The organism is Alphaproteobacteria bacterium, from assembly GCA_015231795.1.
In the GTDB taxonomy this organism is placed as follows: Bacteria; Pseudomonadota; Alphaproteobacteria; order Rhodospirillales; family WMHbin7; genus WMHbin7.
Genome location: JADGAX010000008.1, coordinates 94,252 through 109,480 on the forward strand (window position 1 = coordinate 94,252; position 15,229 = coordinate 109,480).

Sequence of the window (15,229 nt, forward strand, 5' to 3'; positions counted from 1 at the left end):
AGTGTTTTAAAAGCACGGAGCGTGTCTTAAGCGCTTGCGGAATCAACCACCCTTTGCCAATCCAACTCCTTCGGCTATCATGCTTTGCATGGCAACTAAGATCGAAACGACGGTCAGGACTGCGGCAGCCGATCTCGCCAAGGCGGGTTTGTCGGGCGGTCGACATGTCACCATGCTGATCCGCGACGCCGAGGATGAAGCGAAGCTCGCGGAGCTGAGCAAAGCCATTGCCGAGGGCGATAGCAGCGGCGAACCGGTCGAGGCCGCGCAGGTCTTCGCCGATCTGAAACGCCACCTGACGGCAAAGTCGCACAAGCTGTCTTAATGGCTGGGGCATTTTTTCAGCCCGCAGCCCGGCGCGACCTTTTTGAAATTGCCGATTACATCGACAGCGACCGCCCTGGCCGGGGGATGGCCTTCGCCCAAGAGATCGAAACCGCCTGCAAATTGTGGGCAGGAATGCCTTTGGCCGGGCGCACGCGCGACGAAATCTCGCCAGGGCTGCGCAGCTTTCCCGTCGGACAATATATCGTTTTCTACCGCCCCATCGATGACGGCATCTTGATCATCCGCGTCCTGCACGGCATGCGTGATTTGAAGACGCTGCTTTAAATGTCCAAGGCCGTTCTTTCAGATATGCCCGTAATGCGCTAAGATCGGCCCCTCGGCGGGCGCGTGGATATGGGGTCAGAGTTGATTTCTTGAGATAGAGATATGGTAGAGATATGGGGTCAAGAGATATGGGGTCAGAGTTGATTTCTTTTGCGGCCCATGAAGCCGGGTAGGGAAAAAAATCGACTCTGACCCCAATTTCTTGGTAGCATATTTTTTGGCGCAAGCTCTACACGTCCAGCAAATTTAAGACTTTAACTATCTAGTATCTAAATTGCTAAATATAAAATCGCCAACAATAACAAAGTGACTATAATTAATAGCCATCCCTACTATTTCAGGAAAAACGTTTGGGGGAAATTGGGGTCAGAGTCGATTTCATTTTCGCCCCATGAAGCTGGGTAGGGAAAAGATCGACTCTGCCCCCACAACCGACCCCACAACTCCAATTTCCCCCAATTTCCCCAATTTCCTGCTGGACCCCAATTTCCTGTTTCTGGGCAATCCATTGATTTTGAACAAAAAAAGGGGCCGCAGCGAACTGCGGCCCAAGTCTAGGGAGGAAACGTCCAAGAAAGCAGACAAGTCAGCGTCGTTGACGCTCAATTGCTGCAGTGCGAAATATAGCGATACAGATGTTGCGGTGCAAGAGCATTTTTGCATAGCTGATAAACTCTTTTCCTCTCAGGCATCTATTGGAAAGCGCCGCCGGTCGCCTGCTTCTGGCCCGCACATTGCATCGGATATTGCGGATATCAGGAACCGCAAACATGTCAAAGCACTGCCGCCCCCTCTTCGCCCTTCCCGCCCTGTTTCTGGCTTTGCTGGTTTCGGCCCCGGCGGCCGCCCAAAATGACCCATTTGCCTTGTGCAGCACCCAAGTTGCCAGGGCCGAGGCCGAGGCAGGCATCCCAAAAGGCCTGCTGGCCGCCATTTCAGCCGTCGAGTCCGGACGCTGGGACAAGGAACGCCGCGCCGCCCTGGCCTGGCCCTGGACGGTGACATCGGGCAGCAATGGGCAATTTTTCGCTAGCAAGGCGGAAGCGATTGCCGAGGTCCGACGCATGAAGGCGCAAGGCATTCGCAACATCGACGTCGGTTGCATGCAGATCAACCTGCATTTCCACGCCGAAGCTTTCGATTCCCTGGACGAGGCCTTCGATCCCGCCACCAACGCCAGCTATGCCGCCCGCTTCCTGGGGTCGCTTTACCAGACCCATCAAGATTGGATGACGGCGGCCAGCCACTACCACTCGGCCACGCCCGAACTGGGGGCGCGCTACCGGGCCAAGGTTCTGGCCGCCTGGAACGGCGAAGCGGCTCCGAGCGGCCCCATCGCCCAGGAAACGCTTCAAACGGCTGACTGGACCCTGGTTCGCCCGGCATTCGCCAAGCCTGCCGACGGCGCCACGGCCAAACTGGCTTCGGCGCCCGCCATCCAGCCCAGACCGCAAATCACCGCGCCCAGCGCCGCCAACGCCAACCGTCAGCCCGCCAAAGTCCAGGCGGTCGCCCATATCGCCACGCCCCCCAGCGAGGCGGCCAGACAGGAAGCCAGGAACTTCGCCAATGCCTGGCGCGAGGCAAGGCTGGCCGAATACAAGAACCGCAAGACGGCCAGGGGCGGCGTTTGATTTTCTAAACTTCGGGCGTTTTCGGGGCGGCGTTGGAAGCCGCCAGGGCTTCGGCCTCTTCGGCGGCGATGGCCGCCTGTTGGGCGCGCCTGCGCTTCATGGTGCTAAAGAACCACAGCACGACGAACAGGGCGACGAAACCGCCCATGATGTGGAATTTGTACGCCCCCAGCCATTCGCCCATGGCGACGCCCAGGAAATAGCCGCCCCAGGCGAAGGCATTGGCCCAGACGGCGGCGGCGATGAAATTGAGGATGAAATATTTCAAGCGCGAAACGCCGCTCATGCCGATCACGAAGGGGCTGATGTTGCGCACGCCGTAGATGAAACGGAAAGACAGGATGAACAGGGTCTGATGGTCGCGGACCATGTGAAAGGCCCATTCGACTTTCTTTTCCATGCCCGGCCAGCGGGCCAGCAAGGGCTGTCCGTAGCGCCGTCCGATATAGAAATAGAACTGATCGCCGATGAAGCTGCCCATCAGCGCGAACAGCATGACCAGCCAGATATTGATGTGATAAGTGCCTTCCTGGGCCAAGTATCCCAGCACGATGATGAAGGTTTCGCCTTCCAAAAAGGTCCAGATCACCACCACCGCATAGACAAGGTAATGGTAGCTTTCCAGAAAGCTGCGAGCGTGCTGTAAGATTTCGTCCAAGATGGTCCCGGGTGCAAAGCGCTGGCGTTTTTTTCAATGTCGTCAAGACGGAGGCTTCCGTCAATGGCCGACCTTCCTTTTCGCAAGTGCGCTATTTGTGACCCGCCAGGGGCAGGCTGTCCAGCGGATAAAGACGCGTCACATGCCCCATCTTGCGACCTGGGCGCATTTGCGTTTTTCCATACAGGTGCAATTTGGCGTTGGGTTCGCCCAACAGGGCTTCCCACTTGCCGGCCGCTTCGCCGATCAGATTGGTCATCACCGCGTCGGAATGACGTCGGGGCGATCCCAGGGGCAGGCCGCAAACGGCGCGCACCACTTGCTCGAACTGGCTGGTCAGGCAGGCGTCGATCGTCCAATGGCCGGAATTATGGGGTCTGGGCGCCATTTCATTGACCAGCAGGCGGCCATCGCCGGTCAGGAACATCTCGACCGCCAGCACGCCGACCAGATTTAAAGCATCGACCGCCTGATGGGCGATGGCCAGCGCTTTGTCGCGCAGATCGCTGGAAATCGGCGCCGGGGCGGTGGTGGTGTCCAGGATATGGTGGGTGTGAACATTTTCCACCACATCCCAAGCCGCCCAGCTTCCATCCAGGCCGCGGGCGACCAGGGCCGATATCTCGCGCTCGAACGTCACAAAACCTTCAAGAACCGCCCGCTCCGTCGCCAGACTGTCCCAGGCTTGGTCCAGATTGGTGTCCGGGCCGATCTTGACCTGCCCTTTGCCGTCATAGCCAAGCCTGGCCGTCTTCAGGATCGAGGGCGTGCCGAGTTCCAGCACGGCGGCCTTCAGATCAAGGGCCGAACCGACGTCGCGCCAAGGCGCCGTCTCGATGCCGAGATCGTTGAAGAAGCGCTTCTCGCAAAGCCGGTCCTGGGCGGTTTCCAGCGCATACGATCCGGGCCGCACGGGAATCAAGCGCTCGAGAAAACGCACCGGACTGGACGGAATGTTCTCGAATTCCAGCGTGACCGCATCGACCTGGGACGCGAACTTGGCCAGCGCCGCCTCGTCTTCGAACGAAGCCACGGTGACGGCGTCCGACACCTGGGCGGCGGGGCTGTTTTCTTCCGGCGTGAAGATATGCGCCCGATAGCCCAGCGACGCCGCCGCCAGGGCCGTCATGCGGCCCAATTGTCCGCCGCCTAAAATGCCAATGGTGCCGCCGGGCGGAATCGGACGATGAGAGGGCATGAAGTTGTTCCGTCAGACCGGTTCGTCGGCGACCGAGGCCGTCTGGGTGGCCCTTCTTTCATCGACGGCTTGGGCCAGTTTGGGGTCCGACAGGGCCAGGACGCTGGCGGCCAGCAAGGCGGCGTTGACGGCGCCCGCCCTTCCGATGGCCAATGTACCCACGGGAATGCCCGCAGGCATCTGGACGATGGACAACAGACTGTCCATGCCTTTCAAGGCCTGACTTTCGACGGGAACGCCGAACACCGGCAAGCGGGTCATGGACGCGGTCATGCCGGGCAGATGGGCAGCCCCGCCCGCCCCCGCGATGATGACCTTAAGCCCCCTGGACACGGCGCTTTCGGCGTAATCGACCAGCCGCTTGGGCGTGCGATGGGCCGAAACGATGCGCACTTCATGCGCCACGCCAAGTTCATCCAGGATCCCAGCGGCATGGCGCATGGTCTCCCAGTCGGATTGGCTGCCCATGATGATGCCGACCAACGGCTGGCTCATAACGCGAAAGGCCCTTTAGCCACAGGAAAGCGGGGATTATAGGGAGGACGCCGCCGGATGCAATAAATAACAAAGGGCCGGTCCTAAGACCGGCCCTCGAAAGATCGGGAATGCCTGGATCAAGGACTAAGTCGATGCATCTCGTCCTTAAGCCGCAATTTCTGGCGTTTCAATTCGTGAATTTGAACATCGTCGGGACTGGGGCGGTGGGTCTCGTTTTCCAACGCCGCCTCAAGCGCGGCATGTTTGGTACGTAAAGATTCCAGGCGGTCCTCTATGCTCATTTCGAGCCTCCATGTGAGTTGGTGGCCCAAGAATCCTAACCGAAACCCGTTGTGGATAAAACAACAACTGGGTCAGCATTTATGACCTTGCCGGGGAACGGCTTAAGGCGGAAGGGAAAAATCGATATTCCGGCCCTTGATGCTGCGATGCAGCGCTTCCCCCCCATCCCCGGCCATCTGGTCGAAATAGCGCAGCACCACCGGCTTTTGGGCCGAGAAGGTGATCACCCAATGGTCCAGCAGGCGCCTGACCTCGGTATCCAGATTGTTGGGCAGGCATTCGATGACATAGGCGGCATAACGCGATTTGAGGTGGGGCGGGCAGAAATAGGCCTTGTTGGGCGACAGGGCCAGGGGAACGAAATCGGCGCGCCCCTTGAAGGTGGCCAGAATGCCCTCGGTGACTTCGGGCATCAGGTAGGAGAACACGTCGTCAAAGACGATCACGCCGTCTGGCGAGGTGGCTTCGAGCGCGATCTTTGAATCGGCCAGGATATGCGTCAATCGATGGTCGCCATCGACGTGAAACAGGCGGGCCTTGCCTTGACCCACCTTTTCCAGGACCCGCGCCGGTTCCTTGGTCGTATCCGCCTTGACCAGATTGAAGCGGCCCAGGTCGAACCCCAGTTCAAGCGCGTTGCCGATGAAAGCGTCGGGATGGTTGTAGGGCGGATTGGGCCAGTAAAGATCGAAGATGTCGATCGCCTGCATCCGTTCGCCAGGCCTTAGCAGATGCGCCATCAGAAAGGCCGAGCGGCCATGCAAAACGCCGATTTCCGCCATGTCGCCCGTAACACCCGCCCCTTTCTGCGCCAAATCCAGGGCTAAAAACAGCCCGGCATCCAGGGGCGACAGAAAGCCCTGCACGCCCTCCATGCGGTTCGAGATGTAATCAAGGGCGGGCAGATAGGGCGAGTCTTCCACTGCCCTTACACCTTGGCTTCGCCGACATAGATGCCAAGCCCCTGCGCCGAGCGCAGCAGGGGATCGTCCAGCGAGACCGAGCGCGTGACACCGGCGACTTCGGCCAGGGGCACGTCGGTGACGCCACGGCCTTGCCAAGCCACCATGCGGTCGAAACGCTCATAGGCCACCAGATCGACCGCATGCACGCCGAAGGCCGAAGCCAGAACGCGGTCGCGCATCGAAGGCGTGCCGCCCCGCTGCACATGGCCCAGCACCGTATAGCGGGTTTCGGCGCCCACCAGATTGGCCAGCTTGTCGGACAGATAATGGCCGATGCCGCCGTAACGCACCTGTTGGTCGGAATGGGCCACCGTGACCGGACCGCCGGTTTCCGTTTTCACGCCCTCGGCCACCACCATCAGCCCGTGATTGCGCCCAGTGGCCTTCACCCTGTCGAGCTTGGCCTTCACCCCCTCCAGCGTATAGGGAATTTCGGGGATCAGGATCACGTCGGCGCCGCCCGCCACGCCGGAATGCAGGGCGATATGACCCGCGTCGCGGCCCATCACTTCCAGAATCATGATGCGATGATGGCTGGCCGCCGTGGGCTGCAACCGGTCCAGCGCTTCGACGCAGACATCGACGGCGGTGTTGAACCCCACCGAGGATTGCGTCAGGTGCACGTCGTTGTCGATGGTCTTGGGCACGGCGACCAGGGGAATGTTGCCCTGCTGGGCCAGTTTGCGGATGATGCGCAAGGACCCGTCGCCGCCGATGGCGATCATGGCGTCGATGCCAAGCTCGCGCACCGCCTCGATAAGTTCGTTCGACCGGTCCTTCTTCGTGCCGTCCGGCATCGGAAAGGCGAAGGGGTCGCCCTTGTTGGTGGTGCCCAGGAAGGTGCCGCCCTGGCGCAGCATGTCGCCGCCGCAAACGTTGAGATCGAGTTCCAGATACTGCAAGGGCCGCTGCATCAGGCCCATCGTGCCGTCCTTGATGCCCAGCACCCGCCAGCCATAGCCATCGACGGCCCTGGCCACCACGGCGCGGATCACCGCGTTCAGCCCGGCGCAGTCGCCCCCCGAGGTCAGAACCGCTATCGTCTTTTTGTGGCTGTTGGCCATGCGCGCTGTCCCTTATGCAACTTGTTCAAATGGTTTTGAGTCTGCTAGTCTTGGCCCATGATCGACGAGACCCAGGAAGAACTCAAGGCCCGGCTTGCCATGCTTCGAACGGAGCATCGCGATCTCGACGACGTCATCGCCACGCTGGCCGAGAAAGCCCCCCTGGATCAAATACAGATGCAACGCCTGAAAAAACGCAAGCTGCTTCTGAAGGATCAGATCAGCAAGCTCGAGAATATTTTGTTACCGGACATTATCGCTTAATCGAACAGATCGGCATGGGTGCCGGTTCTGGTTAAAACCAGTTCCTCCTCAGAGACAAGCCAGATCAGCAACCAGTCGGCTTCGACGTGACACTCCCAGTGCGGCGCCCAGTCGCCTGACAGGCGATGAGGCCGGTTGCGGGGATCGATGGGCAGGCCCGATTGCAGCCTTTCAACGACAGACCATAGTTTCTCGAGATTCTTCCCGCGCTTCCTGGCCAGCTTCAGATCGCGCTCGAACTGGCGCGTCGTAACGATATCCAGGGGAAAGGGCGGCATCAGCGATGGGCCGCTCTCAAAGCCTCCAGGCTTTTCCACTTCTTCAAATTCTTGCCCTGCCCAGCATCCCGCATCGCCGCCAGCGTCGCCTTGTTGGGGATTTTCACCTCGAAGGGCAAACCGTGCTGCAGCGTGACCTGTTTGTAGAACAAGGTGATCGCCTCGGTCGAGGTCAGGCCAAGTGCTTCGAACACGGCCTCTGCCTCATGCTTGAGGTCAGGTTCTACCCGGGCGCGGATGGTCTCGGTTTTGGGCATGGCGGTTCTCCGTTTCCAGAAACGTACCCCAAATGGGGTGCAGATACAAGAGACGCGAGAAGCCAGAGAGAAGCGAGATCAATAGAGAAACAGGGACAGGTCTTGATTGTTTCCTGATTTTACCGTCGCCTAAACCGCCGGGTCGCAGCGCAAAAGCGCCTCTTCGGCCGGTTCGCCGGGTTCAAACCTTTGCGCTTTCCAAGAAATCTCGACCGGGATGCGCTCGCCCTCCCATTCGAACAGGCGCATGCCCAACTGCTCCATCACGCTGTCGATCTTGTGGACGGCCTGTTCTTGCGTGGCCTGCGGCATGACGACGGCCAGACAGGGGCCGCCCAGACAGCCCACGATGTCGGTCTGGCGAACCTGATTGACCAGCACTTCGGTCACTTGCGCCAACAGCGCATCCGACGCATGCAGGCCGAAGCGCCCCCGCAGCATGTCGCAGGTGCGAATGTCGAAGCGGGCCAGCGACCCGGCAATCGCCGAACGTTCGGAATAGTCCTTCAGGCGCGTCAGTTCGCGCAGAAAGGCGCGCCGGTTGAAGCAGCCGGGCAGCCAGGCGTGCTTGTCGGCCTGCTCCTCCAGCCATTTCATGCGGCTGTCGCGCTGCTCGATCTCGGCGCGCAGACGGTCCATTTCGGAAACCATTGAATTGAGCGCCTTTTGCACTTCGGGCGTCAGTTTGCGCTCGGGGATGCCCAGCACCGAGGCGATGTCGGAAAAGACATGGCGCAGCGAGGGCGTTCGCTTGTTGCGCTGCTGCTGCCCGCCATAGCTGCCATAGCCAAGCCCGGCGCTGGGGCCGCTGGCGGGCGACGATGCCCCCGCAGCTTGCGCCGAGGCGGTGGTGAGAGGTATCTCGGCCATTGCCATCCTTTCCGTTGCAGGGCCAAGTAGGAACAAACCGTCCGCCGACCATTTCTTGGCCTAGCGCAAGATGTTGTCACACTATATCACAATTTCAATTGCGGCGAAGGGGGCATACAACCTTTCCAGCGCCTCCCCGTTCGGGCGGTTTTTCGGGTAGGAGAGGCTTGCCAACGCCCCCCGGCCTGTCGCAAACTGCGACCCTAAAAAGAATTAGGCCTAATCTCAAAGAAGGAAACGCACCATGAGCGGCCGTTACGCCGAAGACTATCAGCGCTCGATCAATGACCCCAACGGCTATTGGGCCGATGCCGCCAAGGACATCGTCTGGTCCAAGCCCTATGCCAAGGTGCTGGACGATTCGAAGCCCCCCTTCTATCGCTGGTTCACGGGCGGCGAGGTCAATACCTGCTTCAACGCGTTGGACCGCCATGTCGAGGAGGGGCGCGCCGATCAGGCGGCGCTGATCTATGACAGCCCGGTCACCAACACCAAAGCCACCTTCACCTATCGCGAATTGCGAGACGCCGTTGCGTCGTTCGCGGGCGTGCTGGCCGGTCTGGGCGTGGCCAAGGGCGACCGCGTGATTCTGTACATGCCGATGGTGCCCGAAGCCGCCATCGCCATGCTGGCCTGCGCCCGCCTGGGCGCCGTGCATTCCGTGGTCTTCGGCGGTTTCGCCGCCAACGAATTGGCGACCCGCATCAACGACGCCAAGCCCAAGGTGATCGTGTCCGCCTCTTGCGGCATCGAAGTGGCGAAGGTGATTCCCTACAAGCATCTGCTGGACGGCGCCATCGACATGGCGACCCACAAGCCCAGCCATTGCGTGATCTTGCAGCGCCCGATGGAAAAGGCCGACATGGTGCCGGGGCGCGACGTCGATTGGGCCGAAGCGGTCAAAACCGCCAAGCCCGCCGATTGCGTGCCGGTGGCCGCCACCGACCCGCTTTACATCCTCTATACGTCGGGCACCACCGGCCAGCCCAAGGGCGTTGTGCGCGACAATGGCGGCCATATGGTGGCCTTGAAGAAATCGATGAAGACCGTCTACGACATGGACCCCGGCGACGTGTTCTGGGCGGCTTCCGACGTTGGCTGGGTGGTCGGCCACAGCTATATCGTTTACGCGCCCCTTTTGCACGGCTGCACCACCATCTTGTACGAAGGCAAGCCGGTGGGCACGCCCGACGCGGGCGCCTTCTGGCGCGTGATCTCGGAACACAAGGTCAAGGCGCTGTTCACCGCGCCAACCGCCTTTCGCGCCATCAAGCGCGACGATCCGAACGCCGAATTCTTGAAAAAGTACGACATGAGCTGTTTCAAGACGCTGTTCCTGGCGGGCGAGCGTTGCGACCCCGACACGCTGAAATGGGCCGAAGACCATCTGAAGGTGCCGGTGGTCGATCACTGGTGGCAGACCGAGACCGGCTGGGCCATTTGCGCCAATCCGATGGGGCTTGAGCGTTTTGCCGTCAAGCCCGGCTCGCCCACCAAGGCCGTGCCCGGTTGGGACGTGCAGGTGCTGGACGAAGCGCATCATCCGGCCAAGCCAGGCCAGGTGGGGGCGTTGGTGATGAAACTGCCGCTGCCTCCGGGCAGTTTGCCGACGCTGTGGAACGCAGACGAGCGCTATGTCCAAAGCTATCTCGAGGAGTTTCCGGGCTTTTACAAAACCGGCGACGCGGGCTTCATCGACGAGGACGGTTACGTCTATGTCATGAGCCGCACCGACGACATCATCAATGTCGCCGGACACCGCCTAAGCACCGGCGGCATGGAGGAAGTGCTGGCCAATCACCCCGACGTCGCCGAATGCGCCGTCATCGGCGTTGCCGACCAGTTGAAAGGCCAATTGCCTTTGGGCTTCGTAGTGCTGAAGGCGGGCGTCACCAAACCGCACAACGAGATCGTGAAGGAAATCGTGGCCATGGTGCGCGACCGCATCGGACCCGTCGCCGCCTTCAAGACGGCGTTGGTGGTCAAGCGCCTGCCCAAAACCCGCTCGGGAAAAATTCTGCGCGGCACCATGCAAAAGATCGCCGACCAGCAGGAGTACAAGATGCCCGCCACCATCGACGATCCGCAAATTCTGGGCGAGATCGACGAGGCCTTGACCGAAGTGGGCTACGCCCACGGCAGAAAGGAATAAGCGAGGCTATCGAGAAGAGAACCGGCCGGGAACGCAAATTTCCCGGCCGGTTTTTTTGTTGCTTGCTACGCTTGACGCACGCTGGCAAGGAAGGTCTGGATGTCCTTGTTCAGGCTTTCTGCCCGTTCGTTCAGCATGGCCGCCGCATCCAGCACCTGATGCGACGCTGTTCCGGTTTCTTGCGAAACCGTCAGCACCTGATGGCAATTCGCCGTAACTTCCTGGGTGCCTTGCGATGCCTGGGCGACGTTGCGGGCGATCTCGCTGGAGGCAGCACTTTGCTGCTCGACCGATTCGGCGATCGAGCCTGAAATCTCGTTCATGCGCTCGATGGTTTCGCCGATGCCGCGCAAGGCTTCGACCGCCTGCTGGGTGGCATTCTGAACGTCGGTGATTTGCGCCGTGATTTCGTCGGTAGCCTTGGCGGTTTGGTTGGCCAGATTCTTGACCTCGCCCGCCACCACGGCGAATCCCTTGCCGGCGTCGCCCGCCCTCGCCGCCTCGATGGTGGCGTTCAGGGCCAGCAGATTGGTCTGACCGGCGATATCGTTGATCATGCTGACCACGTCGCCGATCTTCTGCGCCGCCTGCGCCAAACCCTGAACAAGCTCGTTCGTCTTGTCGGCTTCCTCCTTGGCGGCGCGCGCGATTTGGGAAGACGCCGCCACCTGGCGCGTGATTTCGCCAATCGAGGCCGACAACTCCTCGGCCGCCGAAGCCACGCTTTGCACATTGCAAGAAGCCTGATCCGCCGACGAAGCCATGGTCTGCGTCTGACGCTCGGTTTGTTGGGCCATGGCCGACATGGATTGCGATGTGCTTTTCAACTGCGTCGAAGCGCTCAGCACGTCCTTGATGCTGGCCGATGCCGCCTTTTCGAAGCTAAGGGTCGAAGCGTCGATGCGCTTGATGCGCGCTTCCTCGGCCCTCTCCTCGGCCTCAAGCTTGGCCTGTATTTCCTTGCGGCGAACCGCGTTCTGGCGCCAAACATCCACCGCCTTGGCGATGCTGCCCACTTCGTCGGCGCGATCAAGATACGGCACGTTAAGGTCGGTGCTCCCCTGGGCCAGTTCACCCAGATTACCCGTCAGACGCGCCAAGGGGACTGAAACGGTAGCGTTCACGTAAATCCTGGCGAGAATGACGGCCAGCAGCATGGCCGCCACCGACAGGCCGATGACCCAGAATTGAATCTGCTTGTTTGCCCGGTAGAATTCCTCGGTCTTGATGCCGACGTACAGAATGCCGATCACCTGCCCGGATGCATCGAAGATGGGATCGTAGCCGGTGATGTAGGGCGTTCCCAGAATCTCCACCACGCCCCTGAAGGGCGTTTTCTTGTCGATGACGCTTTCATAGGCGGCGTTGCGGGCCAGTTTGGTTCCGGTGGCGCGCGATCCGTCATCCTTGCGCACCGACGTCGCCACACGCACATCGCCCATGAAGACGGTCGCCGTGCCGCCGACCAGTTGCGTTACGGCGTCGGCAAGGTCGTTGCGCTCGTTCAGCGCCTTGTCGCCCGCAAAAATCTTGCCGTCCTCTATTTTGAAGACGCTTCCCTCATGCTTCACCATCTGCCAGGCAACCCGCATGTTGCGGTCAATTGCCGCCAGGGCCTGACGATCGCTTTCGCCATTCAAGATCAGCAAGGAAGCCAACGAGGCGCCAAGGCCAACGATCAAGGCCGTCGCCATCACCGCCATGGTGATGCGCGCCGAGATGCTCCATTTGAAAGAAATGCCACCCGACATGTTTCAGCTCCGAGAAAAACTACCCAAAAATCCCCGAGGCTGAATAGCATCTTTCTCTTTTATTTCATATCATTTTAGGGCTTTTTTTATTGCGCTAATTATGCCCTGGGTGTTAAAAGCTTGCGCGCCCAGGAAGGGATTAACGGCCGCCCCGACCAACAAGACGGAAACGGACGGGGCGAAATTCAGGCCTATCCCTTACGCGTGGCCCGCGTTGGCCAAGGCGTAGTTCAGGAACGCCTTCACAAGGTTCATATTGACCTTATTGCCGAACACCACCTGCATGCGCAGAAGGCGGCCCAACTTCACGGCGGCATGCAGGAACATCATCGCGGGCAGCAAGGCCTTCTCCGCCTCGGCCAGCGGGAATTCCTGATCATAGGCTTCAATGAAGCTCTGGGACTTCTCGGGATCAAACCGTGCCTGCTTATCGATGAAGGCGAATTCCAGCGCCCCTTCCGCCACATCCTCGATCCGGGGAGAAAATCGCGCCGCCTGGAAATCGTACAGCAGCGCCTCGCCCTTCACGAACATGATGTTCCTGGGCGTCACGTCGCCGTGGCAATGAATCCAGGGAATATCCTTGGCGTTCTCGATCCGTTGGCGCGCCTGCTCGATCTTGGGGATCAGGGATTCGAACTGGCTTCGCATTTCCTGATCGTCGGTGAATTTTGGCAACAGCGCCGAAAAATCGTGCAGCCAGAATTCAAGCGATTCCTGAAGGCGATAGGAATCGATAGGGGCGGCATCCTGGGAAAGCGCCTTGTTGACCTGGGCCACCGTGCTGGCCGCCGACATCAAATGAGCGCTCGTCCATTCGCCCACCTTGTCGGCGACGATGAAGTCGAGAAGCATGCAATTATACTCGCCCATCGGCTGGGTGAGCTTGCCGTCCTTGCCGGGGCGGGGAATGATGGCTGGCGCTTTCTTCTCGGCCAAACGTTCCAGCAACAAGGCCTCGTAGGCTAGATGCGTGCCGCGCTTGCCTTGAACGGGCGGCGTGAACTCGGCCCCTTTCATCACCTTGACGATGTAGTCGCCGTCCTTCGATTTGGCGCGGAACACTTCGTTGAAGCTGACGCCCTTCAAGGGATCGATAGCGTCAAGCTGCACGTCGAAATGTTCGGCCACGAAGGCGGGCAAACGCTCCAGAACGTCCTTCTTCTCGTAGAGCACCTCGCGCGAGGGAAAGCCGCTTAAGTACTTGTCCTTCACCGCGGCATCCATGCGCGATGCGAAGAACAGATAGGCTTCGACCAGATGCTGGCGAAAGGGAATGTTCGGATAGTCCTTGGCGTAGGGGTTGTCGATCGGATAATCGACCTCGCCCAAATGGTAATAGTCGCAGCCGCAGACCTTCCAGAAGAATTTCAGGTCCCAGGATTCCGGCACCGGATAGCGCTCGTCCATTTCGATCAGGATGTCGAAGTCGGAACCCAGCTTGGCCCAACCGATATGCAGGAACGGCACCTCATAGCGCCCGGTCTGGCTGCCCGATTTCTTCCACTGCATGGGATTGAGAAGATACACCTTCCTGACTGCGGGATGTCGGCTGATATGCTCTTTCACATAGTAGAGGAAAGCGTCGTTCAACCCCTTCAACTGAGCGTCGTCATAGACGATTTTGTTGGGCTTGACGAAGCCGATGCCGTGCTTGTTGAGGAACTGGTCGAAACGCGCCCATTCGCGGTCGGGATTGGCGCTTTCCGGCGAGGTCTTCGCAGGAACGATCACCTTGCCGGTTTCGCCATTGAACAGGAACTTCTGGAAATCGAGGTCGAAGGCGCTGGCAAGATTGTGCTTGCGGACATAGTCGAAGACGTCCAGCACCTGAAGTTTCAAGAGGTTCAGTTCCTTCGATGAGAAGCGCTTGGCGTTCTCGGCCAGATAGGCCGTCAGCGGCACGACTGGCGACTTGACGGCCAGCTTGGGCAGCGGTTTTGGCGACGCTTTGGCTATCTTCAAGGAGATGCGAGCCTTTTCGATTTCATAGATTTCCTTCTGGGGATCGGCCTTCTTGTAGCCCAGTCCATTGAACAGCTGCAGCAGCTTTTTGTAATAAGGTTCCTCGATGACGACGCGCGCGGTTTCCCGCTCTCCATCCGTGCCGGTTTCTTCGACCCGGTGGAGAAGCTCGTTGATTTCGATGAGATTCAGGGTTTCCTTGAGATCGACGGGCCGCTCGCGCATTTCAAGCACCTCCTTGGCGGCCCTGGCGAAGTTCAGGAACGACGGCTTGTCGAGCAGGATTTTGTAATTGCGCAAATGGATGTGAAAGCCGTCGGTGTTCTCTTCCAGCGAAATGCGGGTCGGATTGTAAACGATGGTCTGCTTCAGCGGCTTTTTGTTGAAGAAGGTCTTGATGGTGTCGCTTTGATTGGTGTTTGGGTTGACGCCGTCCTTGAATCCCGCCTCGATTTCCTTGCGGACCAGGGGAATATAGGTCTCGCACAGATCGGCGAACTCGATGAATTCGTCTACGTTGAATTCAATCCTGAGGTCCCGGTAATGGACATGGATGTTCTCGCCCATATCCATGAAGAAGGTGTTGAAGCGATTCTTCTCCAGCCCTTCCGAGCGGTGATAAAGACGGATGATGATGCCCATGCCCCTGCTTGCGTCCTTCTGGCAAAACCGGACCGCGCCGCCTTTGGCCGGTCACCCCCCTGATTTCGCGAGATTCTAACATGGCTTCAAGGCGTTCCGAGCGATTTTTCTTGGCGCATCGGCGAAGGACGCTCTACCG

At 59.6% G+C, this 15,229-nt stretch carries 17 protein-coding genes; 6 read left to right on the plus strand and 11 right to left on the minus strand.

Features of this window, described 5'->3' with window-relative positions; genetic code table 11:
* Positions 1-88: 88 nt before the first annotated feature.
* The 4 genes from HQL44_15045 (at position 89) to HQL44_15060 (ending at position 2,246) form a co-directional block, all read left to right on the plus strand.
* On the plus strand, positions 89-325 hold the full coding sequence (locus HQL44_15045) for a hypothetical protein (GenBank protein ID MBF0269899.1): 237 nt from the start codon (positions 89-91) through the stop codon (positions 323-325).
* Entirely contained in the window at positions 325-612 is a 288-nt protein-coding gene (locus HQL44_15050; protein MBF0269900.1) for a type II toxin-antitoxin system RelE/ParE family toxin, read from the plus strand. The genes HQL44_15045 and HQL44_15050 overlap by 1 nt, the downstream gene beginning before the upstream one ends.
* Positions 613-1,003: 391 nt before the next feature.
* Entirely contained in the window at positions 1,004-1,468 is a 465-nt protein-coding gene (locus HQL44_15055; protein ID MBF0269901.1) for a hypothetical protein, read from the plus strand.
* 10 nt (positions 1,469-1,478) lie between these two features.
* Positions 1,479-2,246, plus strand: coding sequence for a transglycosylase SLT domain-containing protein (locus HQL44_15060; protein ID MBF0269902.1), 768 nt, complete (start codon positions 1,479-1,481; stop codon positions 2,244-2,246).
* 4 nt (positions 2,247-2,250) lie between these two features.
* Here HQL44_15060 and HQL44_15065 read toward each other — a convergent pair whose 3' ends face one another.
* The 6 genes from HQL44_15065 to HQL44_15090 form a co-directional block, all read right to left on the minus strand.
* Positions 2,251-2,904 carry a DedA family protein gene (locus HQL44_15065; GenBank protein ID MBF0269903.1) on the minus strand — a complete coding sequence of 218 codons (654 nt, stop codon included), beginning with the start codon at positions 2,902-2,904 and terminating at the stop codon, positions 2,251-2,253.
* A gap of 91 nt (positions 2,905-2,995) precedes the next feature.
* Positions 2,996-4,102 (minus strand): 5-(carboxyamino)imidazole ribonucleotide synthase, encoded by a 1,107-nt coding sequence (locus HQL44_15070; GenBank protein MBF0269904.1) that lies wholly within the window; start codon positions 4,100-4,102, stop codon positions 2,996-2,998.
* Positions 4,103-4,114: 12 nt separating this feature from the next.
* On the minus strand, positions 4,115-4,597 hold the full coding sequence (purE, locus tag HQL44_15075; GenBank protein MBF0269905.1) for a 5-(carboxyamino)imidazole ribonucleotide mutase: 483 nt from the start codon (positions 4,595-4,597) through the stop codon (positions 4,115-4,117).
* 119 nt (positions 4,598-4,716) lie between these two features.
* Positions 4,717-4,881, minus strand: coding sequence for a YdcH family protein (locus HQL44_15080; GenBank protein ID MBF0269906.1), 165 nt, complete (start codon positions 4,879-4,881; stop codon positions 4,717-4,719).
* Positions 4,882-4,983: 102 nt separating this feature from the next.
* Positions 4,984-5,805, minus strand: coding sequence for a class I SAM-dependent methyltransferase (locus HQL44_15085; protein ID MBF0269907.1), 822 nt, complete (start codon positions 5,803-5,805; stop codon positions 4,984-4,986).
* Between the two features lie 5 nt (positions 5,806-5,810).
* Entirely contained in the window at positions 5,811-6,911 is a 1,101-nt protein-coding gene (locus tag HQL44_15090; protein MBF0269908.1) for an ATP-dependent 6-phosphofructokinase, read from the minus strand.
* A 57-nt stretch (positions 6,912-6,968) separates the two neighbouring features.
* On the opposite strand from HQL44_15090, the gene HQL44_15095 reads away from it, so the two are divergent.
* A complete protein-coding gene (locus tag HQL44_15095) occupies positions 6,969-7,175 on the plus strand; it encodes a DUF465 domain-containing protein (protein ID MBF0269909.1) in 207 nt (68 codons plus the stop codon).
* On the opposite strand, the gene HQL44_15100 is transcribed toward HQL44_15095, so the two are convergent.
* From HQL44_15100 to HQL44_15110, 3 genes are all read right to left on the minus strand, one after another.
* A complete protein-coding gene (locus HQL44_15100) occupies positions 7,172-7,453 on the minus strand; it encodes a type II toxin-antitoxin system YafQ family toxin (GenBank protein ID MBF0269910.1) in 282 nt (93 codons plus the stop codon). The genes HQL44_15095 and HQL44_15100 overlap by 4 nt on opposite strands.
* Positions 7,453-7,710 (minus strand): type II toxin-antitoxin system RelB/DinJ family antitoxin, encoded by a 258-nt coding sequence (locus tag HQL44_15105; protein ID MBF0269911.1) that lies wholly within the window; start codon positions 7,708-7,710, stop codon positions 7,453-7,455. Before HQL44_15105 ends, HQL44_15100 begins: the two co-directional genes overlap by 1 nt.
* A gap of 129 nt (positions 7,711-7,839) precedes the next feature.
* On the minus strand, positions 7,840-8,580 hold the full coding sequence (locus HQL44_15110; protein ID MBF0269912.1) for a diguanylate cyclase: 741 nt from the start codon (positions 8,578-8,580) through the stop codon (positions 7,840-7,842).
* Between the two features lie 244 nt (positions 8,581-8,824).
* Between HQL44_15110 and HQL44_15115 the strand changes: the two genes are divergently transcribed.
* Complete coding sequence (locus tag HQL44_15115) at positions 8,825-10,732, plus strand: propionyl-CoA synthetase (protein MBF0269913.1); 1,908 nt, start codon at positions 8,825-8,827, stop codon at positions 10,730-10,732.
* A gap of 65 nt (positions 10,733-10,797) precedes the next feature.
* Here HQL44_15115 and HQL44_15120 read toward each other — a convergent pair whose 3' ends face one another.
* A complete protein-coding gene (locus HQL44_15120) occupies positions 10,798-12,483 on the minus strand; it encodes a cache domain-containing protein (protein ID MBF0269914.1) in 1,686 nt (561 codons plus the stop codon).
* A 198-nt stretch (positions 12,484-12,681) separates the two neighbouring features.
* Positions 12,682-15,090 carry a phosphotransferase gene (locus tag HQL44_15125; protein MBF0269915.1) on the minus strand — a complete coding sequence of 803 codons (2,409 nt, stop codon included), beginning with the start codon at positions 15,088-15,090 and terminating at the stop codon, positions 12,682-12,684.
* Between the last annotated feature and the right edge of the window lie 139 nt (positions 15,091-15,229).

Bases quoted from the DNA above. Each gene is read 5' to 3' on its own strand.
- HQL44_15045 (MBF0269899.1), top strand. From the start codon at position 89: ATGGCAACTAAGATCGAAACGACGGTCAGGACTGCGGCAGCCGATCTC.
- HQL44_15050 (MBF0269900.1), top strand. From the start codon at position 325: ATGGCTGGGGCATTTTTTCAGCCCGCAGCCCGGCGCGACCTTTTTGAA.
- HQL44_15055 (MBF0269901.1), top strand. From the start codon at position 1,004: ATGAAGCTGGGTAGGGAAAAGATCGACTCTGCCCCCACAACCGACCCC.
- HQL44_15070 (MBF0269904.1), bottom strand. From the start codon at position 4,102: ATGCCCTCTCATCGTCCGATTCCGCCCGGCGGCACCATTGGCATTTTA.
- purE (MBF0269905.1), bottom strand. From the start codon at position 4,597: ATGAGCCAGCCGTTGGTCGGCATCATCATGGGCAGCCAATCCGACTGG.
- HQL44_15080 (MBF0269906.1), bottom strand. From the start codon at position 4,881: ATGAGCATAGAGGACCGCCTGGAATCTTTACGTACCAAACATGCCGCG.
- HQL44_15090 (MBF0269908.1), bottom strand. From the start codon at position 6,911: ATGGCCAACAGCCACAAAAAGACGATAGCGGTTCTGACCTCGGGGGGC.
- HQL44_15095 (MBF0269909.1), top strand. From the start codon at position 6,969: ATGATCGACGAGACCCAGGAAGAACTCAAGGCCCGGCTTGCCATGCTT.
- HQL44_15100 (MBF0269910.1), bottom strand. From the start codon at position 7,453: ATGCCGCCCTTTCCCCTGGATATCGTTACGACGCGCCAGTTCGAGCGC.
- HQL44_15105 (MBF0269911.1), bottom strand. From the start codon at position 7,710: ATGCCCAAAACCGAGACCATCCGCGCCCGGGTAGAACCTGACCTCAAG.
- HQL44_15110 (MBF0269912.1), bottom strand. From the start codon at position 8,580: ATGGCCGAGATACCTCTCACCACCGCCTCGGCGCAAGCTGCGGGGGCA.
- HQL44_15115 (MBF0269913.1), top strand. From the start codon at position 8,825: ATGAGCGGCCGTTACGCCGAAGACTATCAGCGCTCGATCAATGACCCC.
- HQL44_15120 (MBF0269914.1), bottom strand. From the start codon at position 12,483: ATGTCGGGTGGCATTTCTTTCAAATGGAGCATCTCGGCGCGCATCACC.
- HQL44_15125 (MBF0269915.1), bottom strand. From the start codon at position 15,090: ATGGGCATCATCATCCGTCTTTATCACCGCTCGGAAGGGCTGGAGAAG.